Source organism: Actinophytocola sp., from assembly GCF_049647105.1.
Taxonomy (GTDB): Bacteria; Actinomycetota; Actinomycetes; order Mycobacteriales; family Pseudonocardiaceae; genus Actinophytocola.
Genome location: NZ_JBARWZ010000255.1, coordinates 1 through 17538, shown reverse-complemented (window position 1 = coordinate 17538; position 17538 = coordinate 1). Strand labels below are relative to the sequence as shown.

Genomic DNA, 17538 nt, shown 5'->3' with positions numbered 1-17538 from the left:
ATGCGCACCTCGATCCGAGGACCGCTCCTGATCGGAACATTGGCGCTGGTCTGGGGCACCAACTTCCTGTGGATCAAGGTGGCCCTGGACGCGTTCAGCCCGATCCAGCTCACCGTCGCCCGCATGGTGCTGGGCGCGCTGGTCCTGCTGGCAGTGGTGGCCATCCGCCGGGACAAGCTCCCCACGGACCTGCCGACGTGGGGCCACCTGTTCGTGGCAGCCTTGGTCGCGAACGTCGCGCCGTACCTGCTGTTCGCACTGGCCGAGACCCGCGTGGACTCCGGCATCGCGGGAGCCCTGAACGCGACGACACCCCTGTGGACGCTGGCCCTGGCCTTCCTGGTGCGACAGTCGTCTCGGCTCAACGCGCTGCAAGTGCTCGGCCTGGTGCTGGGATTCCTCGGCAGCCTGCTGATCTTCACCCCATGGGACGCAGGTTCGATCGACACGCTGGGCGCGCTGTTCTGTCTGCTGGCCGCGCTGAGCTACGGGATCAGCTACCTGTATATGAGCAAATACCTGACGCCGAAGAATCTGACGCCAACAGTGCTGTCGACGAGCCAACTGATCGCGGCTAGCGTCCTCACAGCACTGACGCTGCCCTTGGATACGGCCGGGGCACCGAAGTGGTCATGGGTGCCATGGCTGTCCCTCGTAATCCTCGGCGTACTCGGCACCGGCTTCGCCTACATCATCAACTACGCCCTGATCAGAACAGAAGGACCCGTAGGCGCATCAGTAGTGACATACCTGGTCCCGGTCGCATCGGTGGCGTTCGGTGTCGCCTTCCTCAGCGAGTCGGTGCCACCGCTGTCCCTTTTGGGCGTGGCCGTCATCCTGCTGGGCGTGTGGACTTCCCGTCGACGCCCAACCAAGGCCGCAACGCCAAGCTGACCACGTGTCCATGACGGTGATCACGAAGTCACAGCGGCATGATCGATTCGCTTCGAGGCCACCCGGACCCGCCGTCAGAACTGGTAGTACAGGAACGGGCTGAAGGTGCCTGTTGCCACCAGGATGGCGGCGTACAGGAGGCCCACCGTCATCACGGTCATGCGCATGATGGTGGCCGGTCTGCTGCGGGAGGACTCCAGCAGCGGACCGGTCACCGGGTGGGTCGGCAGGAAGATGATCACCAGGGCGAACAGCAGGATCACCAGGCGCTGGTTGGTGAACGCCTGGCTCACGACGTCGGTCAGGCCGGTGAAGTCCGGCAGCAGCATGTTGCCGATCATCGTGAGGGCCTGGGGGAGGTCGGTGGAACGGAAGAAGACCCAGCCCACCACCACGAGCGCGAGGGTCAGTGCCCGGCGGGCGATGCGGCGGCCCCGGAGCGCGGGCGTGGTGTCCGTGTGGAAGCCGCGTTCGATGATCAGTAGGGCGCCGTGGTAGAGGCCCCACACGAGGTAGGTCCAGTTCGCGCCGTGCCAGAAGCCGGTCAGTACGAACACGATGGACAGGTTGCGGTACGTCCTGGCCGCGCCGTGGCGGTTGCCGCCGAGTGGGATGTAGACGTAGTCGCGGAACCAGCGTGACAGCGACATGTGCCAGCGGCGCCAGAACTCGGTCACCGTCACCGACGAGTACGGCCTCGCGAAGTTCTCCGGTAGGCGGAAGCCGAGCATGCGGCCGAGGCCGATCGCCATGTCCGAGTAGCCGGAGAAGTCGAAGTACAGCTGCAGCGTGTACGTGATGGCGCCCAGCCACGCGATCGCGAACGTCATCTCGTCGCCCGGAGTGGAGAAGCACGCGTCCACCAGTGGGCTCAACGAGTCCGCGATGATGACCTTCTTGCACAGGCCAAGGGCAAACCTGGGGAAGCCCGACGCGATGTCGTCCAGGCGGTGCGTGCGCTCCTGCGGGAGCTGGTCGGCGATCTCGCGGTACCGGACGATCGGGCCGGCCACCAGCTGCGGGAACATCGAAATGTAGGTCACGTACGCGACCGGGTTGCGCAGCCCTGGGCGCTCACCCCGGTAGATGTCCACCACATAGGAAATGTTGTGGAACGTATAAAAGGAAATGCCGATCGGCAGCACCAGGTGCGTGATCGGGAAGTCGCCGCCGAAGAGCTGGGCGAACCCGTTCAGCTGCTCGGTGAGGAAGCCGAAGTACTTCCACACCACCAGCGACGTCACGTTGAAGCAGATCACCGAGATCAGCACGACCCGCTTGCGCCGCGCCGCCAGTGCCCACTCGTCCGGCTCCAGGTTCTGGCCCGCCACGAAGTTCACGACCATCGTGAGCAGCAGCAACAACGTGGTCGAACCCGCGCCGACGGCGTAGAAGATCAGCGAAGAGACGGCGACGATGCCATTGCGCCAGTGCCTCGGCGCGAGCAGGATCGCGCCGAGTACCAGTGGCAGGAAGATCCACAGGAACAACGGGCTGGCGAACGACACGCCTCGACCTCCCGAACGAATCGCCGCGCTGATGCAACTCCTGGGGAGCGGCCCCCAGCCCTCCGGCGACTACGTGCGGCCCGCCACCCGTCGCCGCCGGGACACCTCCGCCAGCACCACCCCGGCCGCCACCGACGCGTTCAGCGACTCCACTTCCGCGGACATCGGGATGGACACCGTCTCGTCGCACGCCTCGCGGACCAGCCGCGACAGCCCCCTGCCCTCCGAGCCGACCACCACGACCAGCGGGGACGTCGCCAGCGACAGCTCGTCGACCGTGATCGATCCGTCGGCGTCCAGGCCCACCACCATCAGGCCCTCCGCCGCGTACTGGCGCAGCGTCCGCGTCAGGTTCGTCGCCACCGCGACCGGGATCTTCGCCGCCGTGCCCGCCGACGTCCGCCACGCCACCGCGGTGATGCCGGCGCTGCGGCGCTGGGGGAGCAGCACCCCGTCGGCGCCGAACGCGGCCGCCGAGCGGATCACCGCACCCAGGTTGCGGGGGTCGGTCACGCCGTCGAGCGCCACCAGCAGCGCGGGATCCACCGAGTCCTTGGCCAGCTCGAGCAGCTCGTCCGGGTGGGCGTACTCGAACGGCGGCATCTGCAGGGCAAGGCCCTGGTGCAGCGCGCCACCGGTGAGCCGGTCCAGTTCCGGCTTGCTGACCTCCAGCACCGAGATGCCCCGGTCCGCGGTCATCCGCACCGCCTCGGTCACCCGCTCGTCCGCGTCCACGCCGATCTGCACGTACAGCGCCGTCGTCGGCACCATCGCCCGCAGGCACTCGACGACCGGGTTGCGGCCCGCGACCAGCTCGGCCGTCGGCTTGTCCTTCGAGGCCGCGCGGCGTTGCTGTGCCTTCTGCTGCGCGGCGGCCCTCCGCTGTGCGGGGTGGCCGGGCCGCATCGACGCGTGCGGCGTCGGGCCCTTGCCCTCCAGGCTCCTGGCCCCTTTGCCCCCGGAGCCGGCGACCGCCCCCTTCTTCGTCCCAGTTTTGCGCATGGCGCCCTTGCGCCTCGAGTTCCCCGCCACCGGTTCAGCCGTCCTTCAAAGTCCACTGTGGACCGTCGGGGGTGTCCTCGACGGTGATGCCCGCGGCCAGCAGGCGGTCGCGCACCGAGTCGGCGGTCGCGAAGTCCTTGGCGGCGCGGGCCTGCTGCCGCTGCTCGAGCAGGTCGCGTACGAGCGAGTCCAGCGCCTTCAACGCGCCGGTGTCCACTGTAGACGCCGACCAGGCGAGCGGGTCGAGGCCGAGCACGGCCATCTGCCCGCGCACGGTCGCGGCCGCGACCAGCGCGCCCTGCTCGTCGCCGTCGTCCAGCGCGGTGAAGCCCTGCCGCACGGTGTTGTGCACGACCGCGAGCGCCGATGGCGTGCCGAGGTCGTCGTTCATGGCGGCGGCGAACTCGTCGCCCGGCTCACCGGGCGACACCGCGCCGACCCGGCCGCCGACGCGCTGCACGAACGACTCGATCCGCTGGTAGGCACGCACCGACTCCTCGAGCGCCGCCTCGGAGAACTCGACGTTCGACCGGTAGTGCGGCGCCACGAGGTAGTACCGCAACTCCTGCGGGCGGTACCTCTCGGCAAGCGCGGGAATCGACACGACGTTGCCGAGCGACTTCGACATCTTCTCGCCCGCCATGCCGACGATCCCGTTGTGCATCCAGAAACGCGCGAAGCGGTCCCCTGCCGCACGGGACTGTGCCAGCTCGTTCTCGTGGTGCGGGAACACGAGGTCGTGCCCGCCACCGTGCACGTCGAACTCCGCACCGAGGTAGGTCAGCGCCATGGCCGAGCACTCGAGGTGCCAGCCGGGACGGCCGGGGCCCCACGGGGTCGGCCACGACGGCTCACCCGGCCGCGCGCCCTTCCACAGCGTGAAGTCGTTCCCGTTCCGCTTGCCCTCGGCCGCGGTCTCGCCCTGCTGCATCTCCTTGGGGTGCTGCCGCGACAGCGCGCCGTACTCGGGGTAGGAGAGCACGTCGAAGTACACGTCGCCGGCCGCCGCGTAGGCGTGACCGGCGTCGACGAGCCGCCGCATCAGCTCGACCATCTGCGTGACGTGCCCGGTCGCGCGCGGCGCGATCGACGCTGGCAGGCAGCCGAGCAACTCGTACGCGGCCTCGAACTGGCGCTCGTAGGTCGCCGACCACTCCCACCACGGCCGCTCCTGCTCGTTGGCCTTGCGCAGGATCTTGTCGTCGATGTCGGTGACGTTGCGCACGAGCGTGACGTCGAGGCCATGGTGGGCGAGCCACCGGCGCAGCACGTCGTAGTTCAGGGCGCCACGCATGTGGCCGATGTGGGGCGGTCCCTGCGGTGTCGGCCCACACACGTAGATCGACGCCGTTCCGCTGCGTACGGGGTGGAACTCCCGAACACTCCGGCTCGCGGTGTCGAACAGGTGGAGGCTCACGGCAATAGCTCGGCTTTCGTCAGAAGTTGCCCGACCAGAGGTACAGGTTAGTCGCGCACCATGAGGCACGCGGTGGCCACTGCCGCAATGCCCTCACCTCGGCCCGTCAGGCCCAGTCCGTCGGTCGTGGTGCCGGAGACCGCGACCTCGCCACCCGCTGCCTTCGACAGCGCATCCTGCGCCTCCTCGCGGCGCTTGCTGATCTTGGGTGCGTTGCCGATGACCTGCACCACCGCGTTCCCGAGCCGGTAGCCCGCTGCCTCGACGCGGGCGCGAACCTCGGCGAGCAACTCGACGCCGTGCGCGCCGGACCAGCGCGGGTCGCCGGTGCCGAACACGGCACCGAGGTCACCGAGCCCGGCGGCGGACAGCAGCGCGTCGCACAGGGCGTGTGCGGCCACGTCCCCGTCGGAGTGCCCGGCGCAGCCGTCGACGCCCTCCCACAACAGGCCCGCGATCCAGCACTCCCTGCCGGACTCGACCGGGTGCACGTCGGTGCCGATGCCGACCCTCACGGTGCGAACACCGCCTCGGCCACCGCGAGGTCGAACGGGGTGGTGATCTTCATGGCGGCCACGTCGCCGGGCACGGTGTGCACCGGCACGCCGATCCGCTCGACGAGCCCGGCGTCGTCGGTCGCGACGGTGCCGGAGGCGGCCTCGTAGGCGCGGCGCAGCACGTCCACGTCGAAGCCCTGCGGGGTCTGCACCGCGCGCAGGTGGGTCCGGTCGGGGGTGTCGAGGACGACACCGGCGCCGTCGACGCGCTTGACGGTGTCCGTGACCGGCAGCACCGGGATCACCGCGGGCGCGCCGGCGGCCACCGCCTCGGTCACGGATCGCACGAGGGCGGGCGGGGTGAAGGCTCTGGCGGCGTCGTGCACGAGCACGATCCGCGCGTCCGGCACGTGTTCGAGGGCCGCGTGCAACGCCAGCCGCACGGAGGCGGTACGGTCCGCACCGCCAGGGACGACGGAGACCCGATCGAACGCCGATAGTGCGGCGATCATCTCCGCCTGATGGCTGGATGGAGCCGCGACGACGACATGCCGCACGCAGCCCGCAGCGAGCAGGCCACGCACGGCATGTGCGACCAAAGGCAAGCCATGTAGGAACACCATGGCCTTGGGTCCGGCTGAACCGAGGCGTTCACCCCGCCCCGCAGCGGGGACGAGTGCGACCGTCACAGTGGACTCGATATCTCGTTGTGTGCTGCTGCTCAGGCGGCGATCAGACCGACGCCGTGGCGAGGACCTCGTCGAGGATGACCTCGGCCTTGCCCTCGTCGGTGCCCTCGGCCAGCGCCAGCTCGCTGACCAGAATCTGCCTTGCCTTGGCGAGCATGCGCTTCTCACCGGCGGACAACCCGCGATCCTTCTCGCGCCGCCAGAGGTCGCGCACCACTTCGGCAACCTTGTTCACATCGCCGGAGGCGAGCTTCTCGAGGTTGGCCTTGTACCGCCGGGACCAGTTGGTCGGCTCCTCGGTGTGAGGAGCACGCAGAACATCGAAGACGCGGTTGAGACCCTCCTGGCCGACGACGTCCCGAACGCCCACGATCTCGGCATTGTCCGCGGGGACGCGTACGGTGAGGTCACCCTGCGCGACCTTGAGCACGAGGTACTTCTTTTCCTCGCCCTTGATCACACGGGTCTCGATTGCTTCGATGAGTGCGGCACCGTGGTGCGGGTAGACGACGGTCTCTCCGACCTTGAAAACCATGTGTCCTCTGCCCCTTTCGCTGACTCCATCTTAACACGAGCCGCGCTGGACCCGTAACGGACCCGGAATCGGTTACCGCAGGTCAGCGGGCACGTGCGGGTGGGGCGGGGGGTTGACAAATCTCACTGGCACGTGCTGGCGGGCGGATGCCGAATAACGATCACCAGGAATTCCCTGGGTCCGAATTGGATGGTGCGAACACGCGGGCCCGACCACTCGGACGCGGTGGTGAGCAGTCCCGCTACCCTTCCGCGTGAGGTAGGCAAGCCCGAGGAAGGACCCGCGCGATGGTGAGCCGTCAGACCACCCGACCGCTGCGCAAGCTCGTGCCCGCGGTGGCGATCGGTGTCAGTGCGCTGCTCGGGATCATCGGCTGCAGCGCGGGTCAGGTCACCCAGACCGGCGACATGGAGCCGGCGGTGAACGGCAACAGCGGCCAGGTCGGCACGATCGCGCTGCGCAACGTCCAGGTCGCCTTCCCGGAGAGCGGCGAGGCCTACGTGGAGGGCGAGGACGCGCCGCTCCTGCTCTCGATCGTCAACTCCGGCATGGAGGACGACGAGCTGGTGAACGTGACGAGCCCGGCGGGCCAGGTCAGGCCGATCGGCAACCCGGCCATCCCGGCGGGTACCGCGCTGCGGATCGTCCTGCCGGACGAGAACGAGTCGGCGACCTCCTCGGAGACGACGACCACCACGACCGGGGCTTCCGAGACCTCGGGCGCCGAGGAGCCCGGCACGGAGACGTCCGGTGCCGAGGCGCCGTCGGTGACGTCCGAGGTGCCCGCCGAGACCGAGGCCGTCGCGCCGCCGGTGGTCGGCACCATGAGCCTGGTGATCACCGGGCTGTCCGCGGACCTGCCGTTCGGCAAGAAGGTGCCGGTGACCTTCGAGTTCGCCAACGCGGGCAAGATCACCATCGAGCTCCCGATCGGCGCCCCGGCCACCCCACGCCCGCAACCAGAAGCAGTAGAAGAAGAACACTAGAGGCCGCTCCACCACCCGACCCCCGAACCCAAACCCCGAACCAATGGATCCTTCCAATGGATCTTTGCGCGAGGGTCTGGACCTGACCAACAGTGACCTCAGGGGAACGTGATGGCACTCAGCCACCAACCGCCTGCGATCCGCAGGCGTCGCTGGGTCGGAACCGACACTTTTGATGTCGGGGTGGCGGACTAGGGACGGCACTCAGCCACTAACCGCCTGCGATCCGCAGGCGTCGCTGGGTCGGAACCGACACTTTTGATGTCGGGGTGGCGGACTAGCGACGGCGCCCAGCCACCAACCGCCTGCGATCCGCAGGCGTCGCTGGGTCGGGACCGACACTTTTGATGTCGGGGTGGCGGACTAGCGGCGGGACTGTCGGTGGTTGCCTCTAGGTTGGTGCCGTGGCGAAGAACGTACGATCGAAACCCGGCTGGCGTTGCGCGGAGTGCGGCAACGAGTCGGCCAAGTGGTATGGCCGTTGTCCCGAGTGCCAGGCGTGGGGCACCTTGGAAGAGGTCGGGGTGCCCAAGGCCGCGCTGGCCAAGATCGTGGCAGGTACGCCGAGTGCGCCTGCCCGCCCCATCGGCGAGGTGGACGTCGAGGCGGCCAGGGCGCGCAAGACCGGGGTCTCGGAGCTGGACCGCGTGCTCGGCGGCGGGCTGGTGCCGGGCGCGGTGGTGCTGCTGGCCGGTGAGCCGGGGGTCGGCAAGTCCACGCTCTTGCTGGAGGTCGCGTTCCGGTGGGCCGCGCGGGACGGGGCGTCGTCACCCGCGCTGTACGTGACGGGCGAGGAGTCCGCGGGGCAGGTGCGGCTGCGTGCCGAGCGCACCGGCAACGTGCACGAGGCCATGTACCTGGCCGCCGAGAGCGACGTCTCGGCGATCCTCGCGCACGTGGACCAGGTGGAGCCGGGGTTGCTGGTGGTCGACTCCGTGCAGACGCTGTCCACGACCGCCGTCGAGGGGTCGGCGGGCGGGGTGACGCAGGTCCGCACGGTGACGGCGGCGCTCGTGGCGTTGGCGAAGGAACGCGGGCTGCCGGTGGTGCTCGTCGGTCACGTCACCAAGGACGGCTCGATCGCCGGGCCTCGCGTGCTGGAGCACCTCGTGGACGTGGTCCTGCACTTCGAAGGCGACCGGCACTCGACGCTGCGGCTGGTGCGTGGCGTGAAGAACCGGTTCGGGCCTGCCGACGAGGTGGGCTGCTTCGAACTCGTCGACGACGGGATCCGCGGCGTCGCCGACCCGTCCGGGCTGTTCCTGAACAAACGTGAGATAGGGGTGCCGGGCACCGCGGTCACGGTCGCGGTCGAAGGGAAGCGGCCGCTGGTGGGTGAGGTGCAGGCACTCGTGTCCCGGTCCGCGCTGCCGACACCCCGGCGGGCGGTGTCCGGGCTCGACTCGGCGCGGGTGGCGATGGCGCTGGCCGTGCTGGAGCGGCGCGGTGGGATCCGGCTGTCGGATCAGGACGTGTTCGTGGCGACCGTCGGTGGGATGCGGATCAAGGAGCCGGTCGCCGATCTCGCGCTGATGCTGGCGGTCGCCTCCGCGGTCAGTGGGCGCCCGCTGCCGCCGGATCTCGTGGTGCTCGGCGAGGTCGGGCTCGCCGGGGAGGTGCGGCGGGTGCACGGGGTCAAGTCGCGGCTGGCCGAGGCCGCTCGGCTCGGGTTCGTCAAGGCGATGATTCCGCCGGACTGTGAGGTGCCGGAAGGGGTTCGGGCCCGCGTCTGCCCGGACCTCGGGACGGCGCTGGACATCATGGAGGCGGTGTCGGCCGGAAAGTCCTGATCGTCGCGGGGGTCACCCGCGCTCAGCCCGGTGGGCGGACTCCGATTTCCAGGACCACCGCGGTGGTGACCGAGGTGTACTCGGTGACCGTGCCCGCCGGGATGTCGTCGAAGCTCTGTTCCGTCACCTGGCGTTCGCCGATGAACTGGCCGGTCATCGGGTCGACGATCACGTCGTGGCGCTGGCCCTTCGCGCTGATGCCGTAGGCCGTGCCCTGTACGCCGTCCAGGTTCGCCACCTGTTCGGTGATCTCCAGGCTCGGGACCATCGCCAGCGCCCGGTAGAGCGCCGCCCGCAGGTCGGCCGGGACCAGGCCGGTGCGGAGCACGTCCGCCACGTACACGACCATCTCGAGGTCCGGGTCATGGCCTCGGCCGTCGGTGTCCGTGCGCAGGCGGTCGTGGAGGGCGTCGGTGTCGCGGGGCAGCGACGCCAGGAACTCCTCGGTCGGGTTCTGCCAGCCGCCTTTCGCCGCGCAGGGTTCGCGGCCTTCCTCCTCCGCGAACCAGTCGCCGCACGGGGCTCGCCATTCGCCTTCCGGCCAGCCCGACTCGTCGACGGGGAAGCCCGCCTCCCGAGCCTCCTGCTCGGTGCCCGACACCCACTTGCGGGCGCCCGTGACGTCCCGGCGCCACAGCCATTCCTGCGCTTGCTCGGCCGGGACCCACGTCTCGAGCAGGTTCTCCGCCAGGTACGCGTACTCGTCCATGCTCGCCATCCACCACGCGTGTGTGGCGATGTAGCGGTACTGGCCGGGGGCCAGCGGCTCGTCGACCGCACCGATCTTCGCCGCCGCCGAGTTCAGCTGCTCGGCCGCCGCGCCGGGGATGGTGTCGTCGAACTGCACGGTCTGCACGACCAGCACGCTCGCGACCATCGCCGCGACCGTGCCCACCGAGGCGGCCCACCATGCCCAGCGGCGGCGCCTCTGTGGTGGTTCGGCGGGCCTCGGGGCCGGGACCGGTTCGTGGGCACCCGCCGCGACCAGCAGATCCGCCTTCGTGCGCCGGAAGGCCCGGTCGTCGGCGTCCTGTGCGGGCTGGAGGGCGGCCAGTGCCCCGTCCAGTTCGTCCTCCGACCACATGTCGCGGACGTTGTCGTCCTCAGGCATTGCCGTCCTCCTCCCTCGTCGTCGGTTTTGGCGCGTTGGCACGCAGCCACTTGCGGACCCGGTGCAGCCTCGACCGCACGGTGCCCACCGGGATGCCCAGCGCGTCGGCGACCTCGGTCGAGTCGAGGCCCGCCCATGAGGTGAGGAGCAGCACGTCGCGGTCGCCTTCGGACAGCTGTGCCAGCGCACCCGCGAGCCGCCCGGCCATGGCGGCCGCGTCGAGGCGGTCCGCGACCCGCGACTCGTGGCTCGCCTCCTGGCCGGGCGCGTGCCCGGCCGACCTTGCGGTGGCCTGCAGTGCCCGCACCTCCTGGCGGACCTGTCTGCGCAGCAGGTTCGTGGCGATGCCGTACAGCCACGGCCGCACGGCGCCCCGTCTCGGGTCGTAGCTGTGCCGCTGGTTCAGCGCGACGAGGAACGTCTCGCTGACGAGGTCGTGCGCGGTGTCCTGGCCGACGCGGCGCGCGAGGTAGCGGTGCAGCGGCCGCGCGTAGGCGTCGAAAAGCCTGCCGAACTCGAAGGCGGGCTCGGGACCGCCCAGGTACGGGCGGTCCTTGTCCGAGGGCAGTGGCTCGTCGGCCTGCCGGGTCATCATCCTCACATCACGTGTTGCCCGATGACCCGCGTGACGTTCAGCGCGGCTGGTTCGCTTCGCTCACGCGGCCAGCAGCTGTGCGCACCTGATCAGGCCGAGGTGCGAGTATGCCTGCGGGTGGTTGCCCAGCGAGCGCTCCGCGATCGGGTCGTACTCCTCCGGCAGCAGCCCGGTCGGGCCCGCGGCGTCGACGATCTGCGCGAACAGGTCCTCCGCCTCGGGGCGGCGGCCGGTCAGCAGGTACGCCTCGATCATCCACGCCGCGCAGATGTGGAAGCCGCCCTCGTCGCCGGGCAGGCCGTCGTCGCGGTGGTAGCGGTACACGGTCGAGCCGCTGCGCAGCTCCGCCTCGGTGGCCGTGACCGTCGCGTGGAACCGCTCGTCGCTCGGGTCGAGCAGGCCGACCATGCCGACCAGCAGCGTCGCGGCGTCCAGGTCGGTGCCGTCGTAGGCGGTGGTGAAGGAGCGGACCTCGTCGTTCCAGCCCTTGGTCAGCACGTCGTTCGCGATCTCGTCGCGCAGACCCGGCCACGTGGGGTCGACCTCGCGGCCGTACGCCTCCGCGAGCTTCACGGCCCGGTCGATCGTCAGCCAGCACATGACCTTCGAGTACACGTGGTGGCGCGGCCGGTGCCGCTCCTCCCAGATGCCGTGGTCCGGCTCGTGCCAGCGGCGCGCGACGGCCTCGGCCATCGCGCCCACCATGCGCCAGTCGTCGTCGGTGAGCTTGCCGCGCGCCTCGGACAGCGCCGCCACGAGATCCACGACCGGGCCGAACACGTCCAGCTGGACCTGCTGGTTCGCGAGGTTGCCGACGCGCACCGGCCGCGAGCCCGCGTACCCGGGCAGCGTGTCGATCACGGCCTCTGCGGGCAGCGTGGTCCCGGCGATCGTGTACAGCGGGTGCAGCAGCTCCGGGCCGGGCAGCGTGCCGAGCACGCCGTGCAGCCAGCCGAGGAACTTCTCCGCCTCGACTGTCGAACCCACCGACACCAGTGCCTTGGCCGTCATGGCGCCGTCGCGGAGCCAGCAGTAGCGGTAGTCCCAGTTGCGGATGCCGCCGATCTCCTCCGGCAGCGACGTGGTGGCCGCGGCCATGATCGCGCCGGTCTCGCTGTGGCACAGGCCGCGCAGCGTCAGCGCGGACCTGGCCACCAGGTCCTTCTCCACGGCGGGCAGGATCAGCCCGTCCAGCCACTCGGACCAGTACGCGGACGCGCGGACGGCCCGCTCCTGCTCCGGCACGTCGTGCGGGCCGAGCTCGTTGGTGCCGCAGCGCAGCTCCAGCACGATCGGTGCCTCTGCGGTGGGCGTGACCACCGCGCGGGCGGTGTCGTGCATGCCGTCGGAGGAGATCTCCCACGTGATGCCCGGCGCGCGCAGCGACACCGGGTCGGAGGTGCCGAGCACCCGCAGGCCGTCCGGCGACGGGATCAGCCGCACCTGCACCTGCGCGAACTCCGGCCGCGGCGCGAACTCGATCACGGCGGACGCGGTGCCGGAGATGACACGCACCAGGTCGGTGCGGTGCGCGTCGGCGTAGTGGTCGAGGTAGTCGGTGACCAGCAGGCCCGACCAGCGGGTCTCGACGGTCATCGTGCCCGGCAGGTAGCGCTGCCCGAGCGGCAGGCCACCGCGCTCCGGGTTGATCGAGAAGTTGCCCGCGTTCGGGCCGCCGAGCAGGTCGGCGAACACCGCGGCCGAGTCCGGCTCGGGGTGGCACAGCCAGGTCAGGCGTGCGTCCGGGGTGAGCAGCGCGACCGAGCGCTCGCTCGCGAGCATGGTCAGCCGCTCGATCGGTGGCGCCTGCTCGCCGTACAGCCAGTTGCGGCGCTCCTCCAGCAGGAACGCCAGCACCATGCCGACCTGGACCGGATCGTTGATGCGGAAACCGGCGAGCGTGTCGCCGTCACCGACCTTGACGCCGAGGTCCGGGCCGGACAGGCGGGCGAACGCCTTCTCGTCGGTCACGTCGTCGCCGACGAACACCGCGGCCGTGGCGCCGACCTGGTGGCGCAGCACGTCGAGCGCGCGGCCCTTGTCGGTCTGCACGACCGCCAGCTCGATGACCGCCTTGCCCTCGGTGACCTGCACCCCATCCCAGGTGCAGGGCCCCTGGCGGACCTGCTCGTTGACCCGCTCGGCCACGTCGGCCTCCGCGCGGCGGGTGTGCACGGCGATGCTGGCCGGCTTGCTCTCCAACTGGACGCCCTCGGTGCCGTCGGTGATCCGCTCCAGCTCGGCCTCGATGCGCCGGTGCAGGGCCTTCGCCTGACCGTCGAGCGCGTGCACGAACCCGATGTCGAACTCCGACCCGTGGCTGCCGACCAGGTGCACCTCGGCGGGCAGGCGGGACAGGGTCGCGAGGTCACGCAGCGCTCGACCCGAGATCACGGCGGTCGTGGTCTCGTGCAGTGCCGCGAGCGAGCGCAGCGCCCCGACCGACTCGGTCATGGGACGTGCCTCGTCGGGGTTCTCCACGATCGGCGCGAGCGTTCCGTCGTAGTCGCAGGCCACCAGGAGTCGGGGCGTGCGCGCGATCTGCACGATCGCCCTGCGCAGCTCGGCAGGCAGAGCTTCAACGGTCATGGTCACGGTCGTCTTCGACTCTCTGGCGTGGGGTTGTGTGCGAGTTCGTGCGCTTTCGCGTCAGGGTGGCACACGGCGGCAGAGCCGAACTGTATCGCCCGTCGAACAGAGGGATCCCCTCGTGTCCTCGATCGCCGTTCGCTAGTTGATCTGTTCCTGGCGGGGCTGGAGCGCGTCGAGGAAGGACCTGGCCCAGCGGTCGACGTCGTGGGTGAGTACCTGCCTGCGCAGCGCCCGCATCCGGCGCCTGCCCTCGGCGGGGTCGAGCTCCAGTGCCGACACCATGGCGTTCTTCACCCCGTCCAGGTCGTGCGGGTTGACCAGGAACGCGCTGGTCAGCTCCGACGCCGCGCCGGCGAACTCGCTCAGCACCAGCGCGCCGCCAAGGTCGTGGCGGCACGCCACGTACTCCTTGCAGACCAGGTTCATGCCGTCGCGGACCGGCGTGACCAGCATGACGTCGGCGGCGGAGAAGAACGCCGCCAGCTCCTTGCGGTCGATCGACTGGTGCAGGTAGTGCACGACGGGGTGGCCGACGCGGGCGAACTCGCCGTTGATGCGGCTGACCACCTGCTCGATCTCACCGCGCATCCGCTGGTAGTGCTCGACCCGCTCCCTGCTCGGGGTGGCGAGCTGCACCATCACGACCTCGGACGGGTCGATCCGGCCCTCGCTCAGCAGCTCCTGCAGCGCGTACAGGCGGACGTCGATGCCCTTGGTGTAGTCGAGCCGGTCGACGCCGAGGATGATCTTGCGCGGGTTGCCGAGGTCGGCGCGGATCTGCCGCGCCCGCTGGATGACGTCGCGGCTGCGGGCCGTCGCGTCGAGGCCGGACGCGTCGATGGAGATCGGGAACGCGCCGACCCGGACCGACCGGTTGCCGACCTGGACCACGCCGGGCCGGGTGCGGACACCGACCGCGCCTCGGCTCGGCTCGAGACCGATGAGGCGCCGGGCGAGCCACAGGTAGTTCTGTGCGCCGCCGGGGCGGTGGAAGCCGACGAGGTCCGCGCCGAGCAGGCCGCGGATGATCTCCGCGCGCCACGGCAGCTGCATGAACAGCTCGGTCGGCGGGAACGGGATGTGGAGGAAGAAGCCGATGCGCAGGTCGGGTCGCTGTTCGCGAAGCATCGCGGGCACGAGCTGGAGCTGGTAGTCCTGCACCCACACGATCGCGCCGTCCGCGGCGATCTTCGCGCACTCGTCCGCGAATCTTCGGTTCACCTTGACGTAGCTGTCCCACCACCCCCGGTCGAACACCGGGGTGGCGACCACGTCGTGGTACAGCGGCCACAGCGTCGCGTTCGAGAAACCCTCGTAGTAGTCGCGCACCTCTTCGGCGGACAGGCGCACGGGGTGTAGCCAGATGCCGTCGTCGGAGAACTTGTCGACGTCGACGTCGGGCACGCCGGGCCAGCCGACCCAGGCGCCGCTGTTGCGCTGGAGGAAGGGGGCGAGCGAGCTCACCAACCCGCCAGGACTGTGCTTCCACCGCTCTGTGCCGTCCGGCAGCCGCTCGAGGTCGACCGGCAGCCGGTTGGCGACCACGATGAAATCGGCTCCGCCACTGTTGGTGATCTCGGTGCTGTCACTGCTCACGCCGAGCGTGCCTCCCTTGAATCCCATCGGCTTCCGAGGTTAGTCGGCAATGCGCCGGTGTGGGTGATGGGAAGGGCGCGGTCACACTGGTATTTCCGCCGTTCAGACGATCGTGGTGCGCACCTCGGTGCCGATTTCGACCGTGCGGCTGACCGTGCACAGCTTGTCGTGCGACAGCGCCACGGTGCGCGGCAACACCTTTCGCGCCTCGTCGCCTTCCGGCCCGTCCGGGAAACGCACGTCGAACGTCACGGAGAGGTTCGTCATCCGGTTGCCCTGCTCGGGATCGGTGGCCTTGTCGCCACTGACGGTGATCGTGAACCCTTCCGGCTCGGCACGCCTGCTCGTCACCGTGTCCGTGTCCATCGCCGTGCACGTGCCGATCGCGGCGAGCAGCAGCTCCACCGGACTGAACGCGTCGCCACCGACGGGCAGCGTGCCGCCCCGCGCGTTGTGCACCACGTATTCACCGGTCGAGACGCGCTCGATCCGCACCGACCTGAAGGTGTCCGCCATGGCGGCAACGGTAGTGGTGCACGCCACGTGCCTTTCGCCTAACGGTGATCCTCAGCGGTTCGATACGCCCCGGGATAGCGTGGAGAGGATGTGGGAGGTGGGCACGACGGTGTGGCGGAACAGGTCCGCGCGGACTCCGGAGATCAGCAGGTGGGAACACCTGGAAAGTCCCGGGGGCGGGGTCCAGGGTCCCGCCCTTCCCTCGGAGTCGACCGTCCACTTCGTACTCGATCTCGCGTTGCGGATCGGCGAGGTGCAGATGTCCTCCGGCGCGGGCGCGTCCGACGTGACGGCCACGATCATCGCGGTCACCAACGCGTACGGCCTGCCGCACTGCGAGGTCGACGTGATCTTCACGTCGATCACGGTCGCCTGCCACCGCGGCGTCGACCTGCCACCCGTCACGTCACTGCGCGTTGTCCGCTCCCGCAGCCTCGACTACACGCGGCTCGCGCTGGTCGAGCGGCTGGTCAGGGACATCACCCTCGGCCGCATCACCGCCCGCGAGGCGCACGCCGAGCTGGACCGGCTCACGAGCGCGCCGCACCCGTACCCGCGCTGGCTCGCCACCGCCGCCTACGCGGGCATGGCGGCCGCGGTCACGGTCCTCATCGGCGGTGACGCGGTCGTCGCGGTGTTCGCGGCGGCCATCACGGCCGTCATCGACCGGATCGGCAGGCTGCTGAACAAGCGGGCGCTGCCGTTCTTCTTCCAGCAGATCGTCGGCGGCGCGCTGGCCACCGGCTGCGCGCTGGCGATCGTGGCGTCGAACGTGCTGCCGGACTCGGTGCGGCCGACGCTCATGGTCGCCTCCGCGATCACCGTGCTGCTGTCCGGTCTGTCCCTGGTGTCGACCGTGCAGGACGCCATCACCGGCTACAACGTCACCGCGGCAGGCCGCACGGTCGAGGTGTCGCTGATGACCGCGGGACTGATCGCCGGCGTCGTGATCGCGCTGAACATCGCCGTGAAGATGGGACTGCCGTCGGTGCCGCTCGCCGACCCACTGCCCCCGTCGCTGCCCAGGCTGCCGCTGCAGGCCCTGGCCGGTGGCGCGGCGGCGGCGTGCTTCGCACTGGCGAGCTACGCGACGCCGCGTGCCGTGGTGGTGGCCGGGGCCGCGGGTGCGGCAGGGGCCGCCGGGTACGGCCTGCTCGGGTTCTTCGACATCGGCTCGATCGCGTCGTCCGCCGTCGCCGCGACCGTGATCGGGTTCTCCGGTGGCGTCCTCTCGCGGCGGCTGCGCATCCCGCCGCTCGTGATCGCCGTGGCCGGGATGGTGCCGCTGCTGCCCGGTCTCACCGTGTACCGGGCGCTGTTCGAGCTGGCCGTCGAGCGCACCTACACCGGGATGTCGACGCTGATGGTGGCGACGTCGATCGCGCTCGCGCTGGCCGCGGGTGTCGTGCTGGGCGAGTACCTTGCGCAGCCGGTGCGCTACGGGCTCGGCAGGCTGGAGCGCCGCTTGTCCGGACCAAGAATGGCCGGACCTCTTCGGCCCACGAAGCGCCGTCTCGAATGACCGTGTCCTAGGATTGCCGTGGCCGCGTCGCGGCCGACCGCCGGTGTAGCTCAATTGGCAGAGCATTCGCCTTGTAAGCGAAAGGTTCCGGGTTCGAGTCCCGCCACCGGCTCAACGATCCCTCGCGGGGATGTCGAGAACCCGCCGACGGCTCCGACTACCGGTCGAACCAACCCCCCGGCCCGCCCCCCGATTCAAAACCCGCGAGTCCACGGTTCGGAACCCGCGAGTCCACGGTTCGGAACCGGCGAGTTGGTGGTTCGGGACACCTCCCGGGGTGCGTGAACC

The 17538-nt window shown here is 70.1% G+C and carries 15 protein-coding genes and 1 tRNA gene; 5 read left to right on the top strand and 11 right to left on the bottom strand.

Going from position 1 to position 17538, the window contains the following annotated elements:
- Positions 1–894, top strand: a complete 894-nt coding sequence (locus WBA97_RS29995; RefSeq protein ID WP_424234317.1) for a DMT family transporter — start codon at positions 1–3, stop codon at positions 892–894.
- 74 nt (positions 895–968) lie between these two features.
- Here the strand turns inward: WBA97_RS29995 and WBA97_RS29990 are convergent, their stop codons facing one another.
- The 6 genes from WBA97_RS29990 to WBA97_RS29965 form a co-directional block, all read right to left on the bottom strand.
- A complete protein-coding gene (locus WBA97_RS29990) occupies positions 969–2402 on the bottom strand; it encodes an MBOAT family O-acyltransferase (protein ID WP_424234316.1) in 1434 nt (477 codons plus the stop codon).
- Positions 2403–2471: 69 nt separating this feature from the next.
- On the bottom strand, positions 2472–3434 hold the full coding sequence (rlmB, locus tag WBA97_RS29985) for a 23S rRNA (guanosine(2251)-2'-O)-methyltransferase RlmB (protein ID WP_424234315.1): 963 nt from the start codon (positions 3432–3434) through the stop codon (positions 2472–2474).
- Positions 3435–3438: 4 nt separating this feature from the next.
- On the bottom strand, positions 3439–4821 hold the full coding sequence (gene cysS, locus WBA97_RS29980) for a cysteine--tRNA ligase (protein ID WP_424234314.1): 1383 nt from the start codon (positions 4819–4821) through the stop codon (positions 3439–3441).
- A 47-nt stretch (positions 4822–4868) separates the two neighbouring features.
- The gene (gene ispF, locus WBA97_RS29975; protein WP_424234313.1) at positions 4869–5336 is read right to left on the bottom strand and encodes a 2-C-methyl-D-erythritol 2,4-cyclodiphosphate synthase; all 468 of its coding nucleotides are present in this window, start codon (positions 5334–5336) and stop codon (positions 4869–4871) included.
- A complete protein-coding gene (ispD, locus tag WBA97_RS29970) occupies positions 5333–6007 on the bottom strand; it encodes a 2-C-methyl-D-erythritol 4-phosphate cytidylyltransferase (RefSeq protein ID WP_424234312.1) in 675 nt (224 codons plus the stop codon). Before ispD ends, ispF begins: the two co-directional genes overlap by 4 nt.
- 43 nt (positions 6008–6050) lie before the next feature.
- The gene (locus WBA97_RS29965) at positions 6051–6542 is read right to left on the bottom strand and encodes a CarD family transcriptional regulator (protein WP_075129788.1); all 492 of its coding nucleotides are present in this window, start codon (positions 6540–6542) and stop codon (positions 6051–6053) included.
- Positions 6543–6829: 287 nt separating this feature from the next.
- On the opposite strand from WBA97_RS29965, the gene WBA97_RS29960 reads away from it, so the two are divergent.
- Together WBA97_RS29960 and radA are read left to right on the top strand one after the other, a co-directional pair.
- On the top strand, positions 6830–7528 hold the full coding sequence (locus tag WBA97_RS29960) for a hypothetical protein (RefSeq protein ID WP_424234311.1): 699 nt from the start codon (positions 6830–6832) through the stop codon (positions 7526–7528).
- A gap of 404 nt (positions 7529–7932) precedes the next feature.
- Positions 7933–9318 (top strand): DNA repair protein RadA, encoded by a 1386-nt coding sequence (radA, locus tag WBA97_RS29955; RefSeq protein ID WP_424234310.1) that lies wholly within the window; start codon positions 7933–7935, stop codon positions 9316–9318.
- 22 nt (positions 9319–9340) lie between these two features.
- Here the strand turns inward: radA and WBA97_RS29950 are convergent, their stop codons facing one another.
- The 5 genes from WBA97_RS29950 to WBA97_RS29930 form a co-directional block, all read right to left on the bottom strand.
- Positions 9341–10429, bottom strand: coding sequence for a CU044_5270 family protein (locus tag WBA97_RS29950; RefSeq protein ID WP_424234309.1), 1089 nt, complete (start codon positions 10427–10429; stop codon positions 9341–9343).
- Positions 10422–11021: an RNA polymerase sigma factor gene (locus tag WBA97_RS29945; protein WP_424234404.1), complete on the bottom strand. Its 600-nt coding sequence runs from the start codon at positions 11019–11021 to the stop codon at positions 10422–10424. Before WBA97_RS29945 ends, WBA97_RS29950 begins: the two co-directional genes overlap by 8 nt.
- Before the next feature lie 63 nt (positions 11022–11084).
- Entirely contained in the window at positions 11085–13613 is a 2529-nt protein-coding gene (gene otsB / locus WBA97_RS29940) for a trehalose-phosphatase (protein ID WP_424234308.1), read from the bottom strand.
- Positions 13614–13754: 141 nt separating this feature from the next.
- Positions 13755–15239, bottom strand: coding sequence for an alpha,alpha-trehalose-phosphate synthase (UDP-forming) (locus tag WBA97_RS29935; RefSeq protein WP_424234307.1), 1485 nt, complete (start codon positions 15237–15239; stop codon positions 13755–13757).
- A 75-nt stretch (positions 15240–15314) separates the two neighbouring features.
- Entirely contained in the window at positions 15315–15728 is a 414-nt protein-coding gene (locus WBA97_RS29930; protein ID WP_424234306.1) for an OsmC family protein, read from the bottom strand.
- Positions 15729–15816: 88 nt separating this feature from the next.
- Here WBA97_RS29930 and WBA97_RS29925 point away from each other — a divergent pair, with 88 nt between their 5' ends.
- Complete coding sequence (locus WBA97_RS29925; protein WP_424234305.1) at positions 15817–17250, top strand: threonine/serine ThrE exporter family protein; 1434 nt, start codon at positions 15817–15819, stop codon at positions 17248–17250.
- Positions 17251–17289: 39 nt separating this feature from the next.
- A tRNA-Thr gene (locus WBA97_RS29920) sits at positions 17290–17362 on the top strand.
- Positions 17363–17538: the final 176 nt, after the last annotated feature.